General features: G+C 43.2%; 16 protein-coding genes and 1 riboswitch. Of the genes, 11 read left to right on the top strand and 5 right to left on the bottom strand.

Translation table 11 applies throughout. The features are described from left to right. Positions 1 to 116 precede the first annotated feature (116 nt). From NSQ50_RS21035 to NSQ50_RS21010, 6 genes are all read left to right on the top strand, one after another. A complete protein-coding gene (locus NSQ50_RS21035) occupies positions 117 to 773 on the top strand; it encodes a hypothetical protein (RefSeq protein ID WP_076223029.1) in 657 nt (218 codons plus the stop codon). Next, positions 731 to 1,741 (top strand): AraC family transcriptional regulator, encoded by a 1,011-nt coding sequence (locus NSQ50_RS21030; RefSeq protein ID WP_076147000.1) that lies wholly within the window; start codon positions 731 to 733, stop codon positions 1,739 to 1,741. The genes NSQ50_RS21035 and NSQ50_RS21030 overlap by 43 nt, the downstream gene beginning before the upstream one ends. Before the next feature lie 132 nt (positions 1,742 to 1,873). Next, positions 1,874 to 2,899, top strand: a complete 1,026-nt coding sequence (locus NSQ50_RS21025) for an iron-hydroxamate ABC transporter substrate-binding protein (RefSeq protein WP_256717010.1) — start codon at positions 1,874 to 1,876, stop codon at positions 2,897 to 2,899. A gap of 156 nt (positions 2,900 to 3,055) precedes the next feature. Next, positions 3,056 to 4,570, top strand: coding sequence for a spore germination protein (locus tag NSQ50_RS21020; protein WP_143760463.1), 1,515 nt, complete (start codon positions 3,056 to 3,058; stop codon positions 4,568 to 4,570). After that, on the top strand, positions 4,567 to 5,772 hold the full coding sequence (locus NSQ50_RS21015) for a Ger(x)C family spore germination protein (protein WP_038572463.1): 1,206 nt from the start codon (positions 4,567 to 4,569) through the stop codon (positions 5,770 to 5,772). Before NSQ50_RS21020 ends, NSQ50_RS21015 begins: the two co-directional genes overlap by 4 nt. A 36-nt stretch (positions 5,773 to 5,808) precedes the next feature. Beyond that, positions 5,809 to 6,906, top strand: a complete 1,098-nt coding sequence (locus NSQ50_RS21010; protein WP_038572462.1) for a GerAB/ArcD/ProY family transporter — start codon at positions 5,809 to 5,811, stop codon at positions 6,904 to 6,906. A 6-nt stretch (positions 6,907 to 6,912) separates the two neighbouring features. Here NSQ50_RS21010 and NSQ50_RS21005 read toward each other — a convergent pair whose 3' ends face one another. The 3 genes from NSQ50_RS21005 to NSQ50_RS20995 all read right to left on the bottom strand — a co-directional run bounded on the left by NSQ50_RS21005 (position 6,913) and on the right by NSQ50_RS20995 (position 9,992). Continuing rightward, entirely contained in the window at positions 6,913 to 7,143 is a 231-nt protein-coding gene (locus tag NSQ50_RS21005; RefSeq protein WP_036676096.1) for a hypothetical protein, read from the bottom strand. A gap of 142 nt (positions 7,144 to 7,285) precedes the next feature. Beyond that, positions 7,286 to 8,245 (bottom strand): ABC transporter substrate-binding protein, encoded by a 960-nt coding sequence (locus NSQ50_RS21000; protein ID WP_076213662.1) that lies wholly within the window; start codon positions 8,243 to 8,245, stop codon positions 7,286 to 7,288. A gap of 160 nt (positions 8,246 to 8,405) precedes the next feature. After that, complete coding sequence (locus tag NSQ50_RS20995; protein WP_081384343.1) at positions 8,406 to 9,992, bottom strand: AraC family transcriptional regulator; 1,587 nt, start codon at positions 9,990 to 9,992, stop codon at positions 8,406 to 8,408. A 149-nt stretch (positions 9,993 to 10,141) separates the two neighbouring features. On the opposite strand from NSQ50_RS20995, the gene NSQ50_RS20990 reads away from it, so the two are divergent. The 4 genes from NSQ50_RS20990 (at position 10,142) to NSQ50_RS20975 (ending at position 13,819) form a co-directional block, all read left to right on the top strand. Further along, entirely contained in the window at positions 10,142 to 10,501 is a 360-nt protein-coding gene (locus tag NSQ50_RS20990; protein ID WP_036676102.1) for a (2Fe-2S) ferredoxin domain-containing protein, read from the top strand. 243 nt (positions 10,502 to 10,744) lie between these two features. Further along, a complete protein-coding gene (locus NSQ50_RS20985; RefSeq protein WP_036676105.1) occupies positions 10,745 to 11,899 on the top strand; it encodes an AI-2E family transporter in 1,155 nt (384 codons plus the stop codon). Positions 11,900 to 11,918: 19 nt separating this feature from the next. After that, positions 11,919 to 13,391, top strand: a complete 1,473-nt coding sequence (locus tag NSQ50_RS20980; protein ID WP_038572460.1) for a carboxylesterase/lipase family protein — start codon at positions 11,919 to 11,921, stop codon at positions 13,389 to 13,391. A 23-nt stretch (positions 13,392 to 13,414) separates the two neighbouring features. After that, positions 13,415 to 13,819 carry a VOC family protein gene (locus NSQ50_RS20975; RefSeq protein WP_038572459.1) on the top strand — a complete coding sequence of 135 codons (405 nt, stop codon included), beginning with the start codon at positions 13,415 to 13,417 and terminating at the stop codon, positions 13,817 to 13,819. Between the two features lie 48 nt (positions 13,820 to 13,867). On the opposite strand, the gene NSQ50_RS20970 is transcribed toward NSQ50_RS20975, so the two are convergent. Together NSQ50_RS20970 and NSQ50_RS20965 are read right to left on the bottom strand one after the other, a co-directional pair. Then, complete coding sequence (locus NSQ50_RS20970) at positions 13,868 to 15,370, bottom strand: N-acetylmuramoyl-L-alanine amidase family protein (protein ID WP_076223084.1); 1,503 nt, start codon at positions 15,368 to 15,370, stop codon at positions 13,868 to 13,870. A 207-nt stretch (positions 15,371 to 15,577) separates the two neighbouring features. Then, positions 15,578 to 16,750, bottom strand: a complete 1,173-nt coding sequence (locus NSQ50_RS20965; protein WP_076101509.1) for a PstS family phosphate ABC transporter substrate-binding protein — start codon at positions 16,748 to 16,750, stop codon at positions 15,578 to 15,580. A gap of 209 nt (positions 16,751 to 16,959) precedes the next feature. Next, a riboswitch (FMN riboswitch) is annotated at positions 16,960 to 17,108 on the top strand. A 126-nt stretch (positions 17,109 to 17,234) separates the two neighbouring features. Between NSQ50_RS20965 and NSQ50_RS20960 the strand changes: the two genes are divergently transcribed. Then, a complete protein-coding gene (locus NSQ50_RS20960; RefSeq protein WP_076101508.1) occupies positions 17,235 to 18,191 on the top strand; it encodes a DMT family transporter in 957 nt (318 codons plus the stop codon). Positions 18,192 to 18,343: the final 152 nt, after the last annotated feature.

The following is an 18,343-nucleotide window of genomic DNA, read 5'->3' as shown; positions in this document are numbered from 1 at the left end:
TGAAGTTTTATATAAAGCGTATAGGGGATCTTATCCATTTCGAGCGGAGAGAACCCTTATACGCTTGCTTTCTATTTTATGGGTTATTAAGTCTAGCAGTCTGGAAGGGAGCAGGAATGAAGCTATCAAATAATAACCCGGTTCATAGAATTTATCTGTTAAAAGAGGCAGGGAAACGCCAATGCGGCGGCGGTCACATCAATAAACCCCAGATTGCCCAGTCCCCACTCTTCCTGACACCAATAGAAGCTATCGTTCAAATAACCATAGAAGGAGAGACAGTAGCTCTGAAAAATGGTGAAATTCTTTTTCTAAGCGCAGGTGCGACTTATCAAATTAATGCTCCATTAGAGACTGTTATCTCTGTTCTAGCAATTTCCTATGAGGTATATGGGCTAAGCAATAGCACGGAGCAAGAATTGGTCTATGGACTTTGCCGTGAAATTTTTCCGGTCAATGGGATTTTACCTATACGTACGACGAATAAAATAACCCGCTTATTCAGCGAATTGGAAGATGTTGCTGCCAATAATTTAGAAGCACAGGCAGATAGAATTCAATCCTTGCTGTATCAGCTACATCAACTGGACGTAGAGGCTGACGCTGAAGCAGACATTACGGATAGTTCATATTTCAGAATGCTCTCTTATATCCACCAGAATTTCCAAAGGGAGATTACGCGGGAGATGATGTCTCGAATGATGGGCTTCAATCCTCGTTATTTCTCAGTATGGTTCGCAAGCAGACGGGTTGGAGCTTCACCGAATATGTAACTCATTTAAGAGTAAATAAAGCGAAAAAACACTTGATGTCCAGCAAAGCAACAATACAGGAAATTTCGCAAAAAGTAGGCTATACAGATGGACTATATCTGAGCCGCAAATTCAAGCAAGTCACCGGGATGACCCCAACAGAATTCCGTTTACGTCCCAAACCGAAGCGGATAGTAGCGTTACAATTTTTAGGGGATTTACTTGCGCTGGGAGTGAAGCCTGTCGCGGTTGAAGAAGATGTGATGAACTACTCCTTGCTTTTGCTGCCGGAACTGGCGGGTGTGCGATCATTTGAGTTGCAGGGATGTCCGGCGGAAGCGGACTGGTCTGGGCTAGATGCCGATCTAGTTATTGCACCGACCTATCTGAGCCCTCGTCAGCTTAAATGCATGGAAAAGTTGGGTCCACTAGTTACTGTGGAGTGTGATAAAATGGACCGCCTGGAACAGATTCGTTTATTCGGCAGACTGCTGGGAGAAGAGGAGCGGGCAGAGGCATGGATAAGGCACTATCATTTGAAAATAGATTTGGCCAAGCAGCGCTTGTCCTCATTAATTGAATCTGGTGAAACGGTAGCGGTGTATGAGATTAGGCAAGATAACAGTATTTATATCTGGAATTATACAGCCCGAGGGGTGTACAATCTGTATCCAATGCTGGGGGTAACTCCACCGGACAAGGTAAGGTCAGATGTTCTGGAGCGGAATGATCATTTATGCATCTCACTGTCGGAATTGCCAATATACGCGGCTGACCATATGTTTGTGGTTGTATCAGGACAAGAGGACTGGATGTCGAGAACACGTAAACGCATTAGTAAAAGCGCGGTTTGGCGCAATCTTCCAGCATTCAGGAATGAATGCATATATTACCTGAAGCTTGAGGAATTTTGGGGCAGCGAAGGGCTTGCGCTCGAACGCCAGCTGGAAATACAGACAGATTTGTTAACCGGCCATAAATTAAGCTGACAATCGTCCATAGCTTAATTGATGTATTAGCGTGTATATATGTTTTCCCGCGGAGACGGTATATTAAACAAAGATCTTAATGATATTGATTATCAATATCATAATAATATAAAGTCTCAAGGGGGATTTACATTGTACAGAATTATATCGTTAGGAAAAACAAGCATGATAGCTGTTATGCTTACGCTGGTGCTGCTGTTGAGCGCATGCGGACAAGCTGCTAATCAGGGGAATGCTCCAGCTAGCACGTCGGCTGAAGTGGCTAAAAGCACTAATGATTCTGTAGTTGCCAGCACGGAGCCGGCTGCTGATGCAGAGTATTGGACGTACGAAAGCGACAAAGGCCCGGTGCAGATCCCACGCAATCCACAAAGAGTTGTGATTCCGGTACAAGACTTTATTGGTGATCTTCTGACGCTTGGCGTGACGCCCATTGCCGTTGCCGGGAATGACATCTTGAACCATCCATATTTCAAAGAGGCGCTGACAGGTGTAGAAGTAGTAGGCGATGACATGACGGTGTCCCTGGAGAAAATAACGAGCCTCGAACCGGACTTGATTATCACTTATCAGGAAGATACCTATGAGCAAATCTCTAAGATTGCTCCGACTGTCTTTATTCCTTGGGGCAAATACGACTATAAGGAACGATTGATCGAGATCGGGAAAATCTTGAACAAGGAGCAGCAGGCTGTAAAGTGGGTGGCGGATTTCAATCAGAAGCTGGAAGCGAAAAAAGCGGAATTGGCTGATCTGATCGCAGCTGACAAAAAGGTGGCGATCTTTGAAATTGCCGGTAAAGAGCTGTATTTATACGGTTCGTCATATGGGCGCGGTGGAGAGATTATATATAACGGATTGGGGCTGCATGCACCTGATCTTGTCCAAGAGGCAGCCTTTAAAGAAGGCTGGGCTTCCCTCTCACTTGAAGCGTTGCCCGAGTACTTAGGTGAAGCTGATTATATCTTCCAAGGCTTCAGCCGTGGTGTGGAGCAGGATAAGCTGGACATTCTGGACAGTGTCTTCTGGCAGAACCTACCTGCTGTCAAGTCGGGTCATGTATTCACCTACGATCTAAAAACTTATTATCTATCCGATGCTTATGCGCTGGACAAGCAGCTGGATGAGATAGTTACGTTGCTGAAGTCTCTTCAATAAGTTAATTTCAAAAGAGTAAAAGGGGATGTTCGCTGAGCTATAGTAGCTCAAGGACATCCCTTTTGCGTATTTATATTCCAAGTTAAGGGAGGTTATAGATTCCATTTGTTGCATAAAAAAGCGGTGTAGAACAAATAGTATGAGCAGGAGGTGTTAATGATGGACCCCTTTAACTCTACTATTTTGGACGATAATCTTAAAGAGCTTCAAGAAAGGCTTGGCCATAGCCCTGATATTGTTATTCGTAGAATTAAATCCACTACCACACAGGTTGAGGTAGCTGCTGTATATATTGAGGGATTAATAGAAAAATTAATGGTCAACGAGTTTGTGGAGCATGCGATGTCGTTCGATAAGCTAAGTGAAGAAAACCCGGTGGTAACATCCGCTGAAGATATCTTTTTGTATATGAAAGAAGTGGCGAGAGGGATCGGAGAAGAACAGACACTTGAAGATTGGGATGTGCTTTTTGAGGCTTTATTCTCTGGTGATACCATTCTTTGGGTCAACGGGATAAGGGCAGCTATCAGAGGGAATACAAGCGGCGGTGAGGTTAGAGCGGTATCGGACGCTACAACTCAAGTAGCCATTCGTGGCTCCAAGGAAGGCTTCACAGAATCTATTGGGACGAATATCTCTCTGGTGCGCAGGAAAATAAAAAGCCCTAATCTCTGGGTGGAGTCGATGAAGATAGGTGACGTCACGCAAACGAATGTATCTATTATGTATATTCATGGAATCGTCAATGATAATACCTTAAAGGAGCTCAGAACTAAGCTGCAAAGCATTGATATAGACGGGATTCTGGAATCTGGATACATTGAGCAATTTTTAGAAGATACTCCCTTTTCTCCATTCCCAACATTATATAATACGGAACGTCCTGACAGTGTTGCAGGAAATCTTTTAGAAGGTCGAGTTGCTATTTTTGTGGACGGGACCCCGTTTGTGCTGATTGCACCTACAACCTTTTTTATGTTTTTACATGCCGTAGAAGATTATTACCAGCGTTATGATATCACGACTTTGATCCGATTATTGAGATTTATTTGCCTTGTTATTTCGTTATTTGGCCCAGCGTTATTTATTGCAATTCTAACCTTTCATCAAGAAATGATCCCAACGGCCTTACTTATTAATTTTGCTTCACAAAGGGAGGGGGTTCCATTTCCGGCTTTTATTGAGGCTATGCTGATGGAATTTACCTTTGAGATTATACGTGAAGCAGGAATTCGTATGCCATCCCCTATAGGCCAAACTGTGTCGATCATTGGGGGCTTAGTGTTAGGACAGGCAGCCGTACAAGCCGGTATTGTCTCTCCTGCAATGGTTATTGTAGTTTCACTTACAGGAATATCCAGCTTTGCTACTCCCGCTTTTAATATGGCTCTTTCCATACGTATCTTGCGTTTCATCATTATGTTTATCGCAGCCTTTATGGGGCTTTATGGAATAACGATCTTTACTTTTATTTTGGTTGCTCATATGTGTAGCTTGAAATCGTTGGGTTTTCCGTATATGTCTCCATTTGGTCCTTTTATCGCTGAGAATCAGAAGGACTCGATCTTGCGTGTGCCCTTGAAATATATGAAAACTCGGCCGCGTCTTGTTAGCCAAAAAAATAATACTCGACTTAAGGTGAATGATGGGAAGCCGGGGAGTGGCAAATGAAGGTCGGATGGATGATGCGTTCATTTATTTGTATATGCTGCTTAATGTTGCTGACAAGCTGCTGGAACAGTCGGGAATTAAACAATTTAGGCATTGTGACTGGTATAGGTGTGGATAAGGTGCCGAATAAAGAGGAATATCATGTTACTTTTCAGATTGTGAATCCATCCTCAACAGCCACAAGTGCAGGAGCTAGCACCGGACAACCCACGGTCACTATTTATTCTTCTACGGACCGTACGATCTTTGGCGCTTTTCGCAAGACTTCAAAAAAGGCGGCAAGACAGATGTTTTTTGCACACACGCAGCTATTAGTTTTAGGCGAATCTACAGTGAAGAGCGGTATTGATGGGATTTTTGACATCTTTGAAAGGTCCCATGAGCTGCGGCTCAACACGAATGTTATTGTAGCCAGAGATACGGAAGCATCCTCTATTCTGAAACTATTGCTTCCCGTAGAAAGCCTGCCTGCAATTGGGATTATTAAAAAGAGTAAAAATACCGCTAGAATATATGGAGAAAGCCGGGATATCAATGTTTTTGAGCTAATTAATGGTCTCAGTGGAGAAGGGTCAGTGGTGATATCCGGAGCCAGAATTCTTGGAGACGCTGAAGAAGGAACTAAAAAATCCGGGATGGAGCAAACTAAAGTAAAAGCACTTGTCACAATGAGCGGGCTTAGCGTATTGAAAAAAGGGGTTTTTCAGGGGTGGCTGGATGGCCCTCTTGCTCGGGGGGCACTATGGGTACAGAACGAGATTAATGAAACCAGTATTAATGTAGATTCAAATGAGGTTAAAGATTCGATAGCCGTTAACATTAATTATTCAAAAACAAAAATTAAGATTGAACTCCGCAATAAAGTACCCGTCATTCATGTAAATGTTGTGGAAGAGGGGACGCTTAGTGAGGCACAGAGTTATATTGAGCTAAGTGATAGAGAGGTAATCGTTCAGTTGGAACAACAAGTGGCTCTTAAAACTAAACAGGAAATAACCCAAGCCTTACAGGCTGCTCAAACTATGAAATGCGATATTTTCAATTTCGGGAATGAACTGAAGCGCACAAATCCAAAAGCATGGGAGACTGTTAAGGACGATTGGGAGTCAGTGTTCGCGGAAGCGGAAGTGGATGTTTCTGTAGAGGCCTATATTCGCAGTGTTGGAATGAGATTAGAGCCGAAATTGTTAAAGGAAAAATGAAAGTGTTCAGTGAGAAAGGTGGGAGAAGGCCACTTTATGAAAAAAGAAACCATCAGCGCGAGTCAATTATTTGCTTTGATTTTTTTGTTTGAATTGGGAACGGCCCTTGTGGTACCGATTGGACTTGAAAGTGGCCATGCTGTCTGGATTGCTATTCTGTTAGCTTTGCCCGGTGGACTTCTTTTGTATTTGATTTATGTTTATTTATACCGGCAATATCCGGGCATGATTATTAGCGGTTATACAAGAAAGATACTGGGCAATGTTATAGGCTGGCCGTTAAGCTTAACATATATTCCAATCCTTCTCTTCAATGGCTCCCGAAATCTGCATGAATCAGGTGAGTTGTTAATAGCTGCTTCTTACGACAGAACACCCGTGTTCATCATTTATGCAATGATGGTTGTTGCGGTAATTTACATCTTAAATAAGGGGATTGAGGTGTTTGCGCGGGCGGCTGAGATTTATATGCTGATTATAATATTGTTGGGCTTGACCAGTTGCTTTTTGGTTATTGCCGCCGGACTTGTAAAACTAGATAACTTGTTTCCGTTACAGGCCTCGGATTGGAAGAATGCATTGAAATCAGCCTATCTGAATATATGGCTATTTCCGTTCGGGGAGATGGTATGTTTCACTACGATTTTACCTCATATCAAAAAAACCAAGGTAGCAAAAAGAACCGGAATCATCGCAATTACTTTATGCGGATTATTACTCAGTTTTACCCATGCCATCGAAATATCCGTTCTAGGAACAGAAATCTACAGTAGAGCCAATTTTCCGATGTTCACTACGATAACGTTAGTAAACCTGGCCAATTTCATTCAACGTTTGGACGCGCTTGTGCTCTTAACCTTAATCATTGGAGTCTTTTTTAAAATGTCAGTATATTGCTACGCTGCAATGGTAGTCACCGCGGATCTATTCAAGGTGCAAGACAGCAGAAAGCTCGCCGTTCCCGTTGGTATTGTTGTTTTGTTCGGGGCTTTTATTAGTTCAGCGAATTATCCGATACATATGGACGAAGGAAGGATATTTCTGAAATATATTTTGCCGTATTTCTGTGCCGCTGTACCTATTCTCTTGTGCATCGTTCATTACATCCGCAGAAAATTAGGGAGCATAGGTTAGTTTATTTTATTTGATGGATTTATTGCTTCTATTTCGGATAGAGGATGTAATTGTAATAACAAAAGGTAAGGAGATAAAAACGAGCATAGTTATTGATTCCTGTATGCTTGTAGCTGCAAAGGAGTCATAGATCGTCCGCATTGAAGCGGTGAGGTTTTCTCCTGATAAAAGGTCGATGATTACTGCCATCAGCAACCCCATAAAAGCAAGCATGAAATATAGTAATAGTAATTTCATATTGATCAACTCCATTTGCTAGATTAACCTTAGGCTAAATGTATTATTACCTCTTGAGTGTTTTTGTAGTCAAAAGAAATAACAAATCCCCTACTGCTCCAACGTTGTTGGAAGCAGTAGGGGATTCTAATTTAAGCGCATTTTATTGTGTAAGCCAAGCAGCCAGTTCTTCGGTCTGGGATAACACGGCAATTGGATCATAGTACCAGGACCGTTCTTCTTTCCATACATATAGATGGCCATTTTTTACAGCGGGTAGGCTACTCCAGATTGGATCAGCTTTGTAATCAGCTTCTGTACGGTTATTGGAAGTTAAGATAATATAATCTCCTGCGTATTTAGCGAGTGCCTCTGTAGAGATTTCCGCCCATTGCTTCTCCATAATTTCTGCGGCCACAGCTGTAGGGGGCTTACGACCCAGCGCCTGATAGACAGGCTGTCCGCCTCGGCCAAAGTTATCGCCATAGGCCCAAATGGATTTTCCGCCGTCTTCCATGATGGAAAATGTTGCATCTGCAGGGATTACTTTGTCTACTTTGGCTTTAGCTTCAGCTATCCGTTTGTCGTAATCTGCAAGCCAGCTTTTGGCTGCCTCTTCCTTACCAAGGAGTTCTCCGAAATAGGTTAATTCGGCATGAGCATCTTTCAGATCACCATATGGCACAACGATGGTTGGAGCAATTTTGCTTAGTGCTTCATAGCTTTCAGCTTGTCCAGAAATAATCAAATCAGGATTAAGTGCGATGATTTTTTCAGGTGACATTTTGCCGTAAGTTCCAGTGTCTGCAACTCCAGTAAGTGCCTCCTTAAAATACATATTCTCCAGTGTTAATCCGGGAGCACCAACAGGAATGGTATCTAGCGCAATCAGACTGCCCAGATATTCCTCAGCGACAATCCTTTTAGGTTGAACAGGGATTTCAATATCACCATTTATAGTAGTGACCTTTTTAAGAGCAGCTGCTTCAGTAGTTTCTGTTGGTTGACTAGTTTTGGTAGGTACTGCAGTTGCCGATGATGTGTTGCTGGTGTTACTGCCTGTATTCCCCACAGAATTATTGGAATTCCCGCAAGCTGATATGACTAGAATTAATGCCAGCATGAAGGGAAAAAGAAACCAATGGGTTTGTTTGGAGCTATTTTTTCCTGGATTATGCAATTTGTTGTTCCCCCTATGTATATTGATTATCATTCTCAATAAGAACTTTACAAGCTTCACCGGGTATTTACTATGGACGGATATGATCTCAGCTTATGCAAATTTATGATGTCATTACCCGTAGCAATTCTTGAAGCTGTGCCTGTGAGGACAGTGGGTCAAATCCGTAGAACATATCAGCCTGGTTCAGAATATATACCCGTCCGTTTCGGACTGCATCTAATTGCTTCCAAGCTTTAGAATGTAGTAGGCGAGTAAAACGTTGTCTTCCCTCAGATGATGAAGGGATGCTAGTGATAATAATATGGTCAGCAGGAAACGATACGATATCCTCAATAGATGCCTCTAAGTACCCGGAATCTGTGATCCCCTTTTCAATAATTACGGAGGGGGGCTTGAAGCCAAGATCACCGTATAGAATTTGGCAACCTCTGCCGAAGCTGCTACTGAAACAGTAGGCGGATCGGGAGCTAACCTCCCATACGATAGCCGTACCTCTCTCCATTCCTATTGCATGGTTTAATAACCCGTTGGCGGTAAGACAAAGTCTGTCATAATGACTTAGCCACTGTTCAGCACGCTGTCGTCGATTCACAACCTCGGCAATCAGAGCAAATTGCTCTCGCCAACTCATTTGCATAAAGGGCAGCTCAATAACCGGAGCAACAGGAGTCAGAATCTTATTGTCGGGTAGACTGTAGCCGATAATGACGTCTGGTTTTACCGCAGCTACTGAGTCATAGAGTAATGAAAATTTACCTTCGCTCATTTGAAGCTGTTTGGAAGCGGGAACTTGTTCCAAGCTATGCTGCCATTCGGAATAAACCCCGAGTTGAGGCATGATTTCCAGTACTCGCAGGCTAGCGGTGTGATTATAGTTCAGGGCAACGACCCGTTTATTCTTATTCTGGTAGGCTGTAGGTGAAACGCCAACAAGCTGCTTGAATTTTCGGCTCAAATAAGTTCCCTCTTCGTAACCAACCTCATGTGCCAATGTTGTCAGATTGGGAGAACTGGTGAGGATTCGTTGCTGGGCTTTACGGATTCTTAGTAGTGTAATATAAGCACTGAAGGATAGACCTATTGATTTGCGAAAGGTTCTCGAAAAGTGCTCGGGGCTCACTTCAGCTAAAGCAGCCATTTGATCCCGCGTGATATCTTCATTGTAATGAGCTTCTATATACTCAGTCACCCGTTCCATCCAACTGCTTGATCTTTCTTTATGGGATGTCAGTTCACCATGAAGCTCCACGATGAACTGGGTGAATAGCTGCTGGACCCTAAACGGCTTTTGTTTATCAGCGTCTATCCAGGCACTGTAAAGCTCACCTGCCAAGGCTATCAAACGAGTGGAGGCATGGTGGACAGGGGAGTTGTCATTTATAAAAATGTCCTCATTTTTACTCTGGAGTATACAGGAATACTCAATCCATATCCCCTTTAACTGTAATTCAGGTTCCATCTTCAATAAAGAAGAACTACTAAGGGCTATTAAGCTTCCGGCCATGACCTTGTGTATCTTACCGTCTATTTCAAGAAAACCTTTCCCATCCCAGATCATCATAAGGCTGGAATTAGTAGAAGAAATGTTTGAGGCTGTGTAGTTGGTTATTCCCGATAAGCTGATGACCCGAAGGGGCATATAAAAAGGATGGGATGGATAAGGCATCCCGTCGGATTGGATCTGCATGTAGTAATCCCCTTCTTTTCATTGATAATCATTCTCATTTATAGTATAACAGTCTTTCTTACTATTGACTATAATGATGCTTATGATAGTGTTTAAAATAATCCACGAACGGAATAGGGTTAGCTGATAAGAAGGGGTTGAAGTCATCCATGACGACCTGGAATTTACAAGGAACTGTAAGTCACTTATTAATATGTAACGGTAGCAGCTGCAAGAAACACAAAGGTGAAGAGGTAGCTGAAGCGATAGAAGACGAGATTGAGAAGCAGGGCGCACAAAGTCTTATACATACGACTGTGACCCGTTGTAATGGAAGATGTTCAGATGCTTGTGTGGTGATCGCTTATCCCGAAGGTGTGTGGTACAAAGAGATTACACCTAAGCTGGCGAAATCATTAGTGCGGAAACATTTGCAGGGGGAGAAGCTTGAAGATCACTTGTTATACACCTATGATGGACAATTGATTGCTTCAAATGAAAAGGGCGCTAAAGGGAAAAAGAAAAAATAGCAAGGCTTGTAAGTACCTTTTAGCTGCGCTTCTAACCCTGTACAGATGAATATCTCGTGCAGGGTTATTTATTTATAAACAGGGGAGGATTATGATTGAATTGGATTATAACCAGACTCGTAATAGGACTGTGTGCTTAATTAAGGACATCAAATTTGACTTGCAGGGCTAACGTTGACTATGCTATTAAAAAGTGAATGAAATAACACAGTATATATGATGGTTTATAGGGGAGAGGGTACGATGGAGAGGCTGCAGGTGTGGCCAGAGAAGTTCAAAAAATTTTTTCTGAATAATAAATTTGTAGTAGTGCTGCTCATTATGCTGCTGGTTGGAATTAATATTCTGGTATTCTCCAAAATACCGTTTATTTTTAAGCCGATATCAGTATTGCTGCACACCGTGGCCGCACCATTATTACTGGCAGGTATAGCTTATTATTTGCTGAATCCGTTGGTAGATCGGATGGAGAAAAGATCCCGAATAAAACGTGTATATGCAATAATCATCCTATATTTGTTGATTGCTGGTCTCATCACGCTGGTTTTGTTTATGGTCATTCCAATTATACGGACTCAGCTATCAGGTTTGATCGACAATTTTCCAAGGTATAGTGAATTAATTCAAGAACGGTTTATGGATCTGACCGGAACGGAGTTCTTTGGGCAAGTTCAAGATAGTATCGGAACGAACCTTAGTGAGATAACATCTAAGATTACGGCGTGGGGCAGTTCTTTTCTGAATAATGCCTTGACGGGTGTTGGCAGCTTTGTAGGAGCCCTTACAGAGATTGTCTTGGCGGTTGTAACGACGCCATTTATTTTGTTCTACTTGCTTCGCGATGGAAAAAAATTGCCGGATTATATTCTGAAGTTTGTACCTACTTCTCTGCAGCCGCAGACTCGTATGGTCATGTCGGAGATGAACAGTCAGGTATCCTCTTACATACGCGGGCAAATTATTGTCAGCTGCTGTATTGGTCTGCTGCTCTATATTGGCTATTTAATCATTGGTTTGGAATACTCTCTCGTTCTGGCTATTGCTGCTGCTTGTACAGCAGTTGTTCCTTATCTGGGCCCGGCAATCGCAATTACACCTGCCTTAATTGTTGCGATGGTTACTTCTCCATTTATGCTGTTGAAGATGATTATCGTGTGGACAGCTGTTCAGCTGATTGAAGGGAAATTTATCTCACCACAGATCATGGGCAAGACGTTGAAGATTCATCCAATAACCATTATTTTTGTAATTATATTCGCAGGTAAAATGTTTGGAATTCTGGGGATTATCCTTGCAGTTCCGGGTTATGCGGTACTTAAGGTGGTATTTACACATCTTTTTGAATGGTTCCGGTTTCGATCCGGCTTATATAAACAGATTGAAGAGAATAAGGAATAATGTGGAAGGGTGAAATGTAATGGGAGCACCAATAGCAGTAACCTCTTATGGTAAGCTTCAAGGAATACAGGAGGGCGATGTGAACATTTGGCGTGGGGTCCCTTTTGCAGCTCCACCTGTTGGAGAACTTCGGTTTCGTGCACCACAGCCACCAGAAGCCTGGGATGGGGTTAGAGATGCTTCTGAATTTGGTCCAGTTAGTCATCAGCCAGCGGATACGAGAGGTACTCGGTTCGGTGGCAAGACGCCGCTTCATTCCGAGGATTGTCTGTATTTAAATATTTGGGCGCCAGCAGTTCATGATGAGCCCCTGCCGGTTATGTTCTGGATTCACGGGGGGACGTTTGTGACCGGGGCTGGAAGTCAGCCGCAGTTTGACGGCACAAGCTTCGCTGAACGCGGCAAAGTAATCTTAGTGACCATTAACTATCGGCTGGGTCCATTTGGATTCATGAATTTGTCTCCATTTGGCCATGGGCTTGCTTCTAATCAAGGTTTATTGGATCAAATCGCCGCACTGGAATGGGTAAAGCTGAATATTGCTGCTTTTGGTGGGGACCCGCAGCGGGTAACTGTATTCGGGGAGTCAGCAGGGAGTATGAGTATCGCAGCCCTTTTGGCCATGCCAGCAGCGAAGGGGTTGTTCGCTGGTGCGATTATGCAAAGCGGGGCTGCTCAGACGCTGCCTTCCGAGCAGGGGAAGTACATTGCAGCTGCACTACTAGCTGAATTAGGGATTGCTCCAGATGGAGATGCCAGTCTTCTGCAAACATTTTCTTCTGAACAAATTATCGATGCAGCCGCAAGAATGACTAAAAAATTAACAGGTGGCTCAATAGGTATGTTATTTCAGCCTGTCATTGATGGGGATACACTTCCTGTAGAACCTGCACAGGCTGTGGCAGAAGGATCGGCACAGGGTATTCCGCTATTGATCGGAACCAATCGTGATGAGGGCAACTTGTTCTTCAGAGAAGAATCGCCTGAGGCAGACTTTGACGATTCACTCAAGGCGCTGGAGCAGATGATGGGTACTGGGAGTCTGAAGGAGATTGCGAACCATTATTCATCCTCATGGGAGGGACAAGCCGAAATTCTAACGGATCTTTACTTCTGGGGAACCTCGGTGTCCCTGGCAGAGAACCAACTGAAATATGCACCTGTCTGGATGTACCGTTTTGACGGCACGATCCCAGGTCATCCATTGTTAAATAAAGCTGTGCATAGTGCAGAAATCGTCTATGCCTTTAATAATCTATCTCATCTAACCCATCTTAGGGCAGAAATTAATCCAACGATGCAGAAGTTGGCTGAAGTTATGCATGATGCTTGGATTGCTTTCGCTCATCAAGGAAATCCGGCTACAGCAGAGAGGTTATGGCCGAAATACAATCTGGAGGAACGGGCTACCTTGATCTTTGATGAAGATACGCATGTAGCTTATGATCCTGAGTCAGAGAAACGCAAAAGAATTGTCACTATGCTGGCTTAAGAAGATTGAGAGGCTGAATAAAGATGCAGGTAGAAGGCTTTAACCATGTGACCGTAAATGTCAGTAATTTAGCGAATTCCCTGAATTTCTACACAGGAGTTCTGGGCCTTCAGCTAGTTCATAGAGGTAAAACTGATGCTTATCTGGAATGGGGAAGTGCCTGGATATGTCTTCTTGAAAAGCCTGATTATATGGCGATTGCAGATAAAGTAGTTGGGGTAGACCATATCGCTTTTAGTATTGCAGAGGAACATTTTGAGGAAGCCGTCCAAGTATTGCAAACCCAGAATGTGCCCATAATTAGAGGGCCAATCAAACGGGGAATAGGCTGGACGGTCAATTTTCTAGATCCGGATGGTATACAGCTAGAGCTACATACCTCGAATCTGCGGGAACGAATGAGTGTTTGGAACACAACTACCGAATAAAAGATGGGTGTCCTATCAGCCTGCATGGCTAATGGGACACCCATTTTTTTAACGACCTAAATATTCTTTGATTCCTAAAACTACTGCTTCGGCTATTTTATTCTGGATGTCCGGGGTAAAGAGTAATGCTTCATCCTTGGTATTGCTTAAGTAACCACATTCTAATAATATTGCAGGCATTTTGGTTTCTCTTGTTACATGATAGTTAGCTTGACGAACCCCTCGGTCCTGCAGTCCTGTAGCAACTGCGAGGTATTTGTGAACGGTTTGAGCGAATAATAAGCTATCGTTACGTGTGTAATAGGTCTCTGTGCCACTAGGATTACTTTTACTGCCCGCCGGAATACTATTGGCATGAACAGAGATAAATAGATCGGCTTTTACATTGTTGGCGAGGTTAGATCTGTCCTGTAGAGTTGGGTATGTATCGCCACTGCGCGTGAGTATAACCTCGATATTTGGTTCTTTCTTTAGTAATTCTGCAATTTTCAGTGCTGTCGGCAAGGTGAAATCTTTCTCTTTAAGCTTGTTAACACTTGAACTCCCTGGATCTTTCCCTCCATGTCCTGCATCAATGACGATTATCTTCTTGTCTGTGTTGCCGGTAGAAGGTGGAGGAGTTGTAACCGGTACTTCTGGTAAGGTGGTTTCAGGAAGCGTAACGCTAGTCCCATTAAGATCCACAATAATAAGTCCATCATTAGCATTTATCAGACTGTAGCTATTAGCGCTGTTTAGATCAATGACGATCCGAATGGTCGATGGGGAACTGCTGAACAATGAATAGCGAACGGCAGAGACATTAGGATAGTCGGTAACCGTTAACTGTCCGCTTTGGTTCTTTCCTACGGAAAGATTCTGATGGAAGTCGGTTCCAAAGCCAGTATTCGGTAAATCCACGACAATTCGGTCTTTGTCTGTCATAGTGAACAGGGTAGGTTTTATACTGCCGTTCACTGCAATAACCAGCTGGTTATTGATGAAGCTAAGATTGGTGACTGCAGTCACTGAGCTATTCCCTTCAGTTGCTGTATTCCCGGTTGATCCGTTCTCCGAAGGTGCTGTTGGAGTGGGTTCTGGAACCGTAACTTCCGGATCGCTTCCCCCAACCTCAGGCACTGGAGAGGTTAAATATACGGTTTTGGTTACATTGTCCCAACCGACAGTAGTTCCTGTCTGTTCCCCAACAAATCTTAAAGGAACAAGGGTTGTGCTGCCACTGAGAAACGGAGGGTTGTCCAGTTTGACCTGTTTCCCTGAAGCTTCTGCCATCGTATTATCCACGATCAGTTTTAAAGTAGTTCCCTTTTGCTCAATGATCGCTGTCTTGGCCACATTATCCCATTTCACGGTATAACCAAGCTGTTCCGCAACAACGCGAAGAGGAACCATTACACTGCCATTTACAATTTGTACCTGTGCTTCTTTGGAAATCTTAAGATCGTTGCCGTCTAGGTTGATGTGTGTTTCCGTAGAGCCGGCATAACCAGTTCCTGGATGAACCAGCACCAACAAAAGCAGCAGTAACGCCAAAAAACCAAACTTTTTCATCTGCAATCCCTACCATCCCCGTTTATTGGTCTCTAGCAATTCTTACTTTTTCTTCCTTTGATGCCGTTTAAGGCTCGTATAAAGTATAAACGACAATAGTTTCCAAAAGTTGCGCTCTACAAGCGATAAAAAGGAAAATTTTCGGTATAAAAATAGAAAAAGAGCCTTCCCAAACATTTGGGATAGCTCTCATTCGCTAGAGATATGTTATTTTAACGATGTATAACCTGTTTTCTCTACCAATTTCTGACCTTGAGAAGATTGAATCCAATCCAGAAAGGGTTGAATATTAGGGTTGTCGCTTCCCGCGGTCACTGCATAAAATTCTGTTGCCAATGGGTACTGTCCACTACGAATACTTTCCTTGTCTGGTTGGATACCATCGATGGCCAGCAGGGCTATTTCCCCGTTCCGATTCATTTCTGAGGCGTAAAATAAGAAGCTGTAGCCCAGTGCATTTTTATAGTTTCGATAGCTGGAGGTTTGTTGAATGATACCGCTCATAATATCCGCTACGTCTTCTTGAGGCGGCTTCATGAGTGGAGTGTCCTTCATAAACTTTTGCAACATCGTCTGGCTTCCACTATCTTCAGGCCGTTGAAAAGCACGGATTCGGTTATTAGCTCCGCCTAAATCTTTCCAATTTGTGATCTTGCCTGCGTAAATATCTTTAAGTTGAGCGGTGGAAAGTCCGGTTACGTCGTTTCGTTTGTTTACAAAAAATACGAAGGCCTCGCGGCCGATCGGCGTAAGCTTCAGTTCGACACCTTTGCGCTTAGCTTCTTTTTGTTGTGCGATTGACGGAGCCGCTACAAATATAATATCGGTTTCTCCTTCAATTAATCTCTTGTAAGCTTCAGGTGTGCTGCTGCAAATTACTTGACTTGTTTGAAAATCATACGGATTATAATAACCCTCAGGATAAGTAGTTTGAACGAAAGCTGAATACAGTGGATAAAGTGCGGTTGCGCCGTCCAATCTTGGAAGATTGCTAGCGATATGATAGGAAGAAGGTTCATCCAGATTCACTGCTTTGGTCTTCTCAGCAAAGGGTTCATATTGTAGCAGATTAACCTCCCGATCATCGACCATGGCAATTCTGTTGACGTACGCTTGCTTGATCTCATATCCTGCGGTCGCGAGCAGACTAAGTCCGAGGATAGATAACAATACAATATTGCTTGTTTTTCGTGACAACACATTAAATATGATAAGTACAACATAGATGGCTAATACGATCGCTAAGATTGCCACAAGTGGGGTATAAAACAGCAGTCCTCCGTAAAGCGCAGTAATTATAGCACCTATGAATCCTAAAAAAGCTATTCCTCCAACGGCAAAGATGGAGAACAATAACTTCGTCCAGAATGCTTCTTTCATAACAACCTCCTCGACATGATTACTAAACTATGGAAAAATCAACATATTTTCATTATACAGAAGTTTTTTGGATGAAGCAGTAGAACAATTACGAACAAACATGTAATAAAATGCTGCGAAACATGAAAGTAATGTGTACATTTTCATAAAGTACTGGACGAATGGCAAGAAGAGGTTTATTCTGAGATTGTGAAAAAAACAACGGAATACAAGATTCTCGGGGTAGGGTGAAATTCCCGACCGGCGGTAATGTTCAAAGTGAACTGAGCCCGCGACTCACTTGTTCTGCTTGCAGAGAAGTGACTGATCTGGTGTAAATCCAGAGCCGACGGTAAAGTCCGGATGGGAGAGGATCATAAGATAAAGACGCTAGGAGTCTATCCTTGTACGTCTTTATTGATAATGCCCCCGAGTTTACCTTTTTGGTAATTCGGGGGTTTTTGGTCTCTTATCGAGGGTTTGTATCGACAAGGAGAATGAAATTATGAGTAATGTTACAGCTTCATCATCAACTAAGGTTGGCAGTACATCAGCGCTACGCAGTGGATTTTGGCTCGTTGTGATTGGTGCAGCATTATGGGGCGTTGATCCGCTCTTTCGTATCATCCTGTTAAAATCTTTGACCTCATCGCAAATTGTTCTTCTGGAGCATGTGGTGCTTTTCTTGGCTGCTTCACCTGTTCTTTGGCGTCACCGGGCGGAGCTTAAAGGAATTGGATTTCGCCAGATTGGTGCTTTATTGATTGTTTCATGGGGAGGTTCTGCCGGGGCGACGATCCTATTTACGATGGCACTTTCCAGTGGGGATTTGAATGCGGTGCTGTTACTGCAAAAGCTTCAGCCAATATTCGCGATCGGTCTAGCTGCTTTAATTCTTAAAGAACGTTTGCCTAAAAATTTCGGACCACTCATTGTGTTGGCGCTGGTAGGAACCTATCTGCTGACCTTTGGCTGGAGTATCCCTTTCGGACATGTGAATAACTTTATTGGGGTTAGCAGTCTGATGGCCTTGGGAGCAGCTGCACTGTGGGGGGGATCGACAGTCATGGGACGTTATCTGCTCGGTTCTATGAAATATGAGACAGTGACTTCGCTGCGGTTTATCCTTGCGCTTCCTTTACTGTTCGTTATCACTACGCTAGAAGGTGCACCGTGGCAGATTCATGGCGGGTTTGGTGCATCGGCAGCCATTGCGATTAATCTATTGCTGCAAGCTTTGCTGCCAGGACTTCTTAGTATGTTGTTGTATTACAAAGGGCTTAGCACGACCAAAGCTTCCTTCGCCACATTAGCTGAACTCAGCTTTCCTATGACGGGAGTAATCATCAACTGGATCGTGTTCCAACAGCTGGTCACTATCCCGCAGATTCTCGGATTTGCCTTGATCTGGGTCGCTTTATTCTTTTTATCTAATCAACAGTCCAAACCACAAACGCTCTGAGCAAATTGAAGTGGAATGGTTCTACCTATATAAAGATGATTCGAAGCCTTATGGCTTTCGGATCATCTTTTTTTGTATGTGATTTTACTCCTTGCTTAGATCAAATCGACTGCAAAAACTGCTGAAATGTTTCTAATGTAACATATAGCAGA

The sequence above is a fragment of the Paenibacillus sp. FSL R10-2788 genome (assembly GCF_038003885.1).
GTDB lineage: Bacteria > Bacillota > Bacilli > Paenibacillales > Paenibacillaceae > Paenibacillus_AQ > Paenibacillus_AQ odorifer.
The sequence above is the reverse complement of the archived record's forward strand: the minus strand, read 5'-3'. Positions and strand labels throughout refer to the sequence as shown.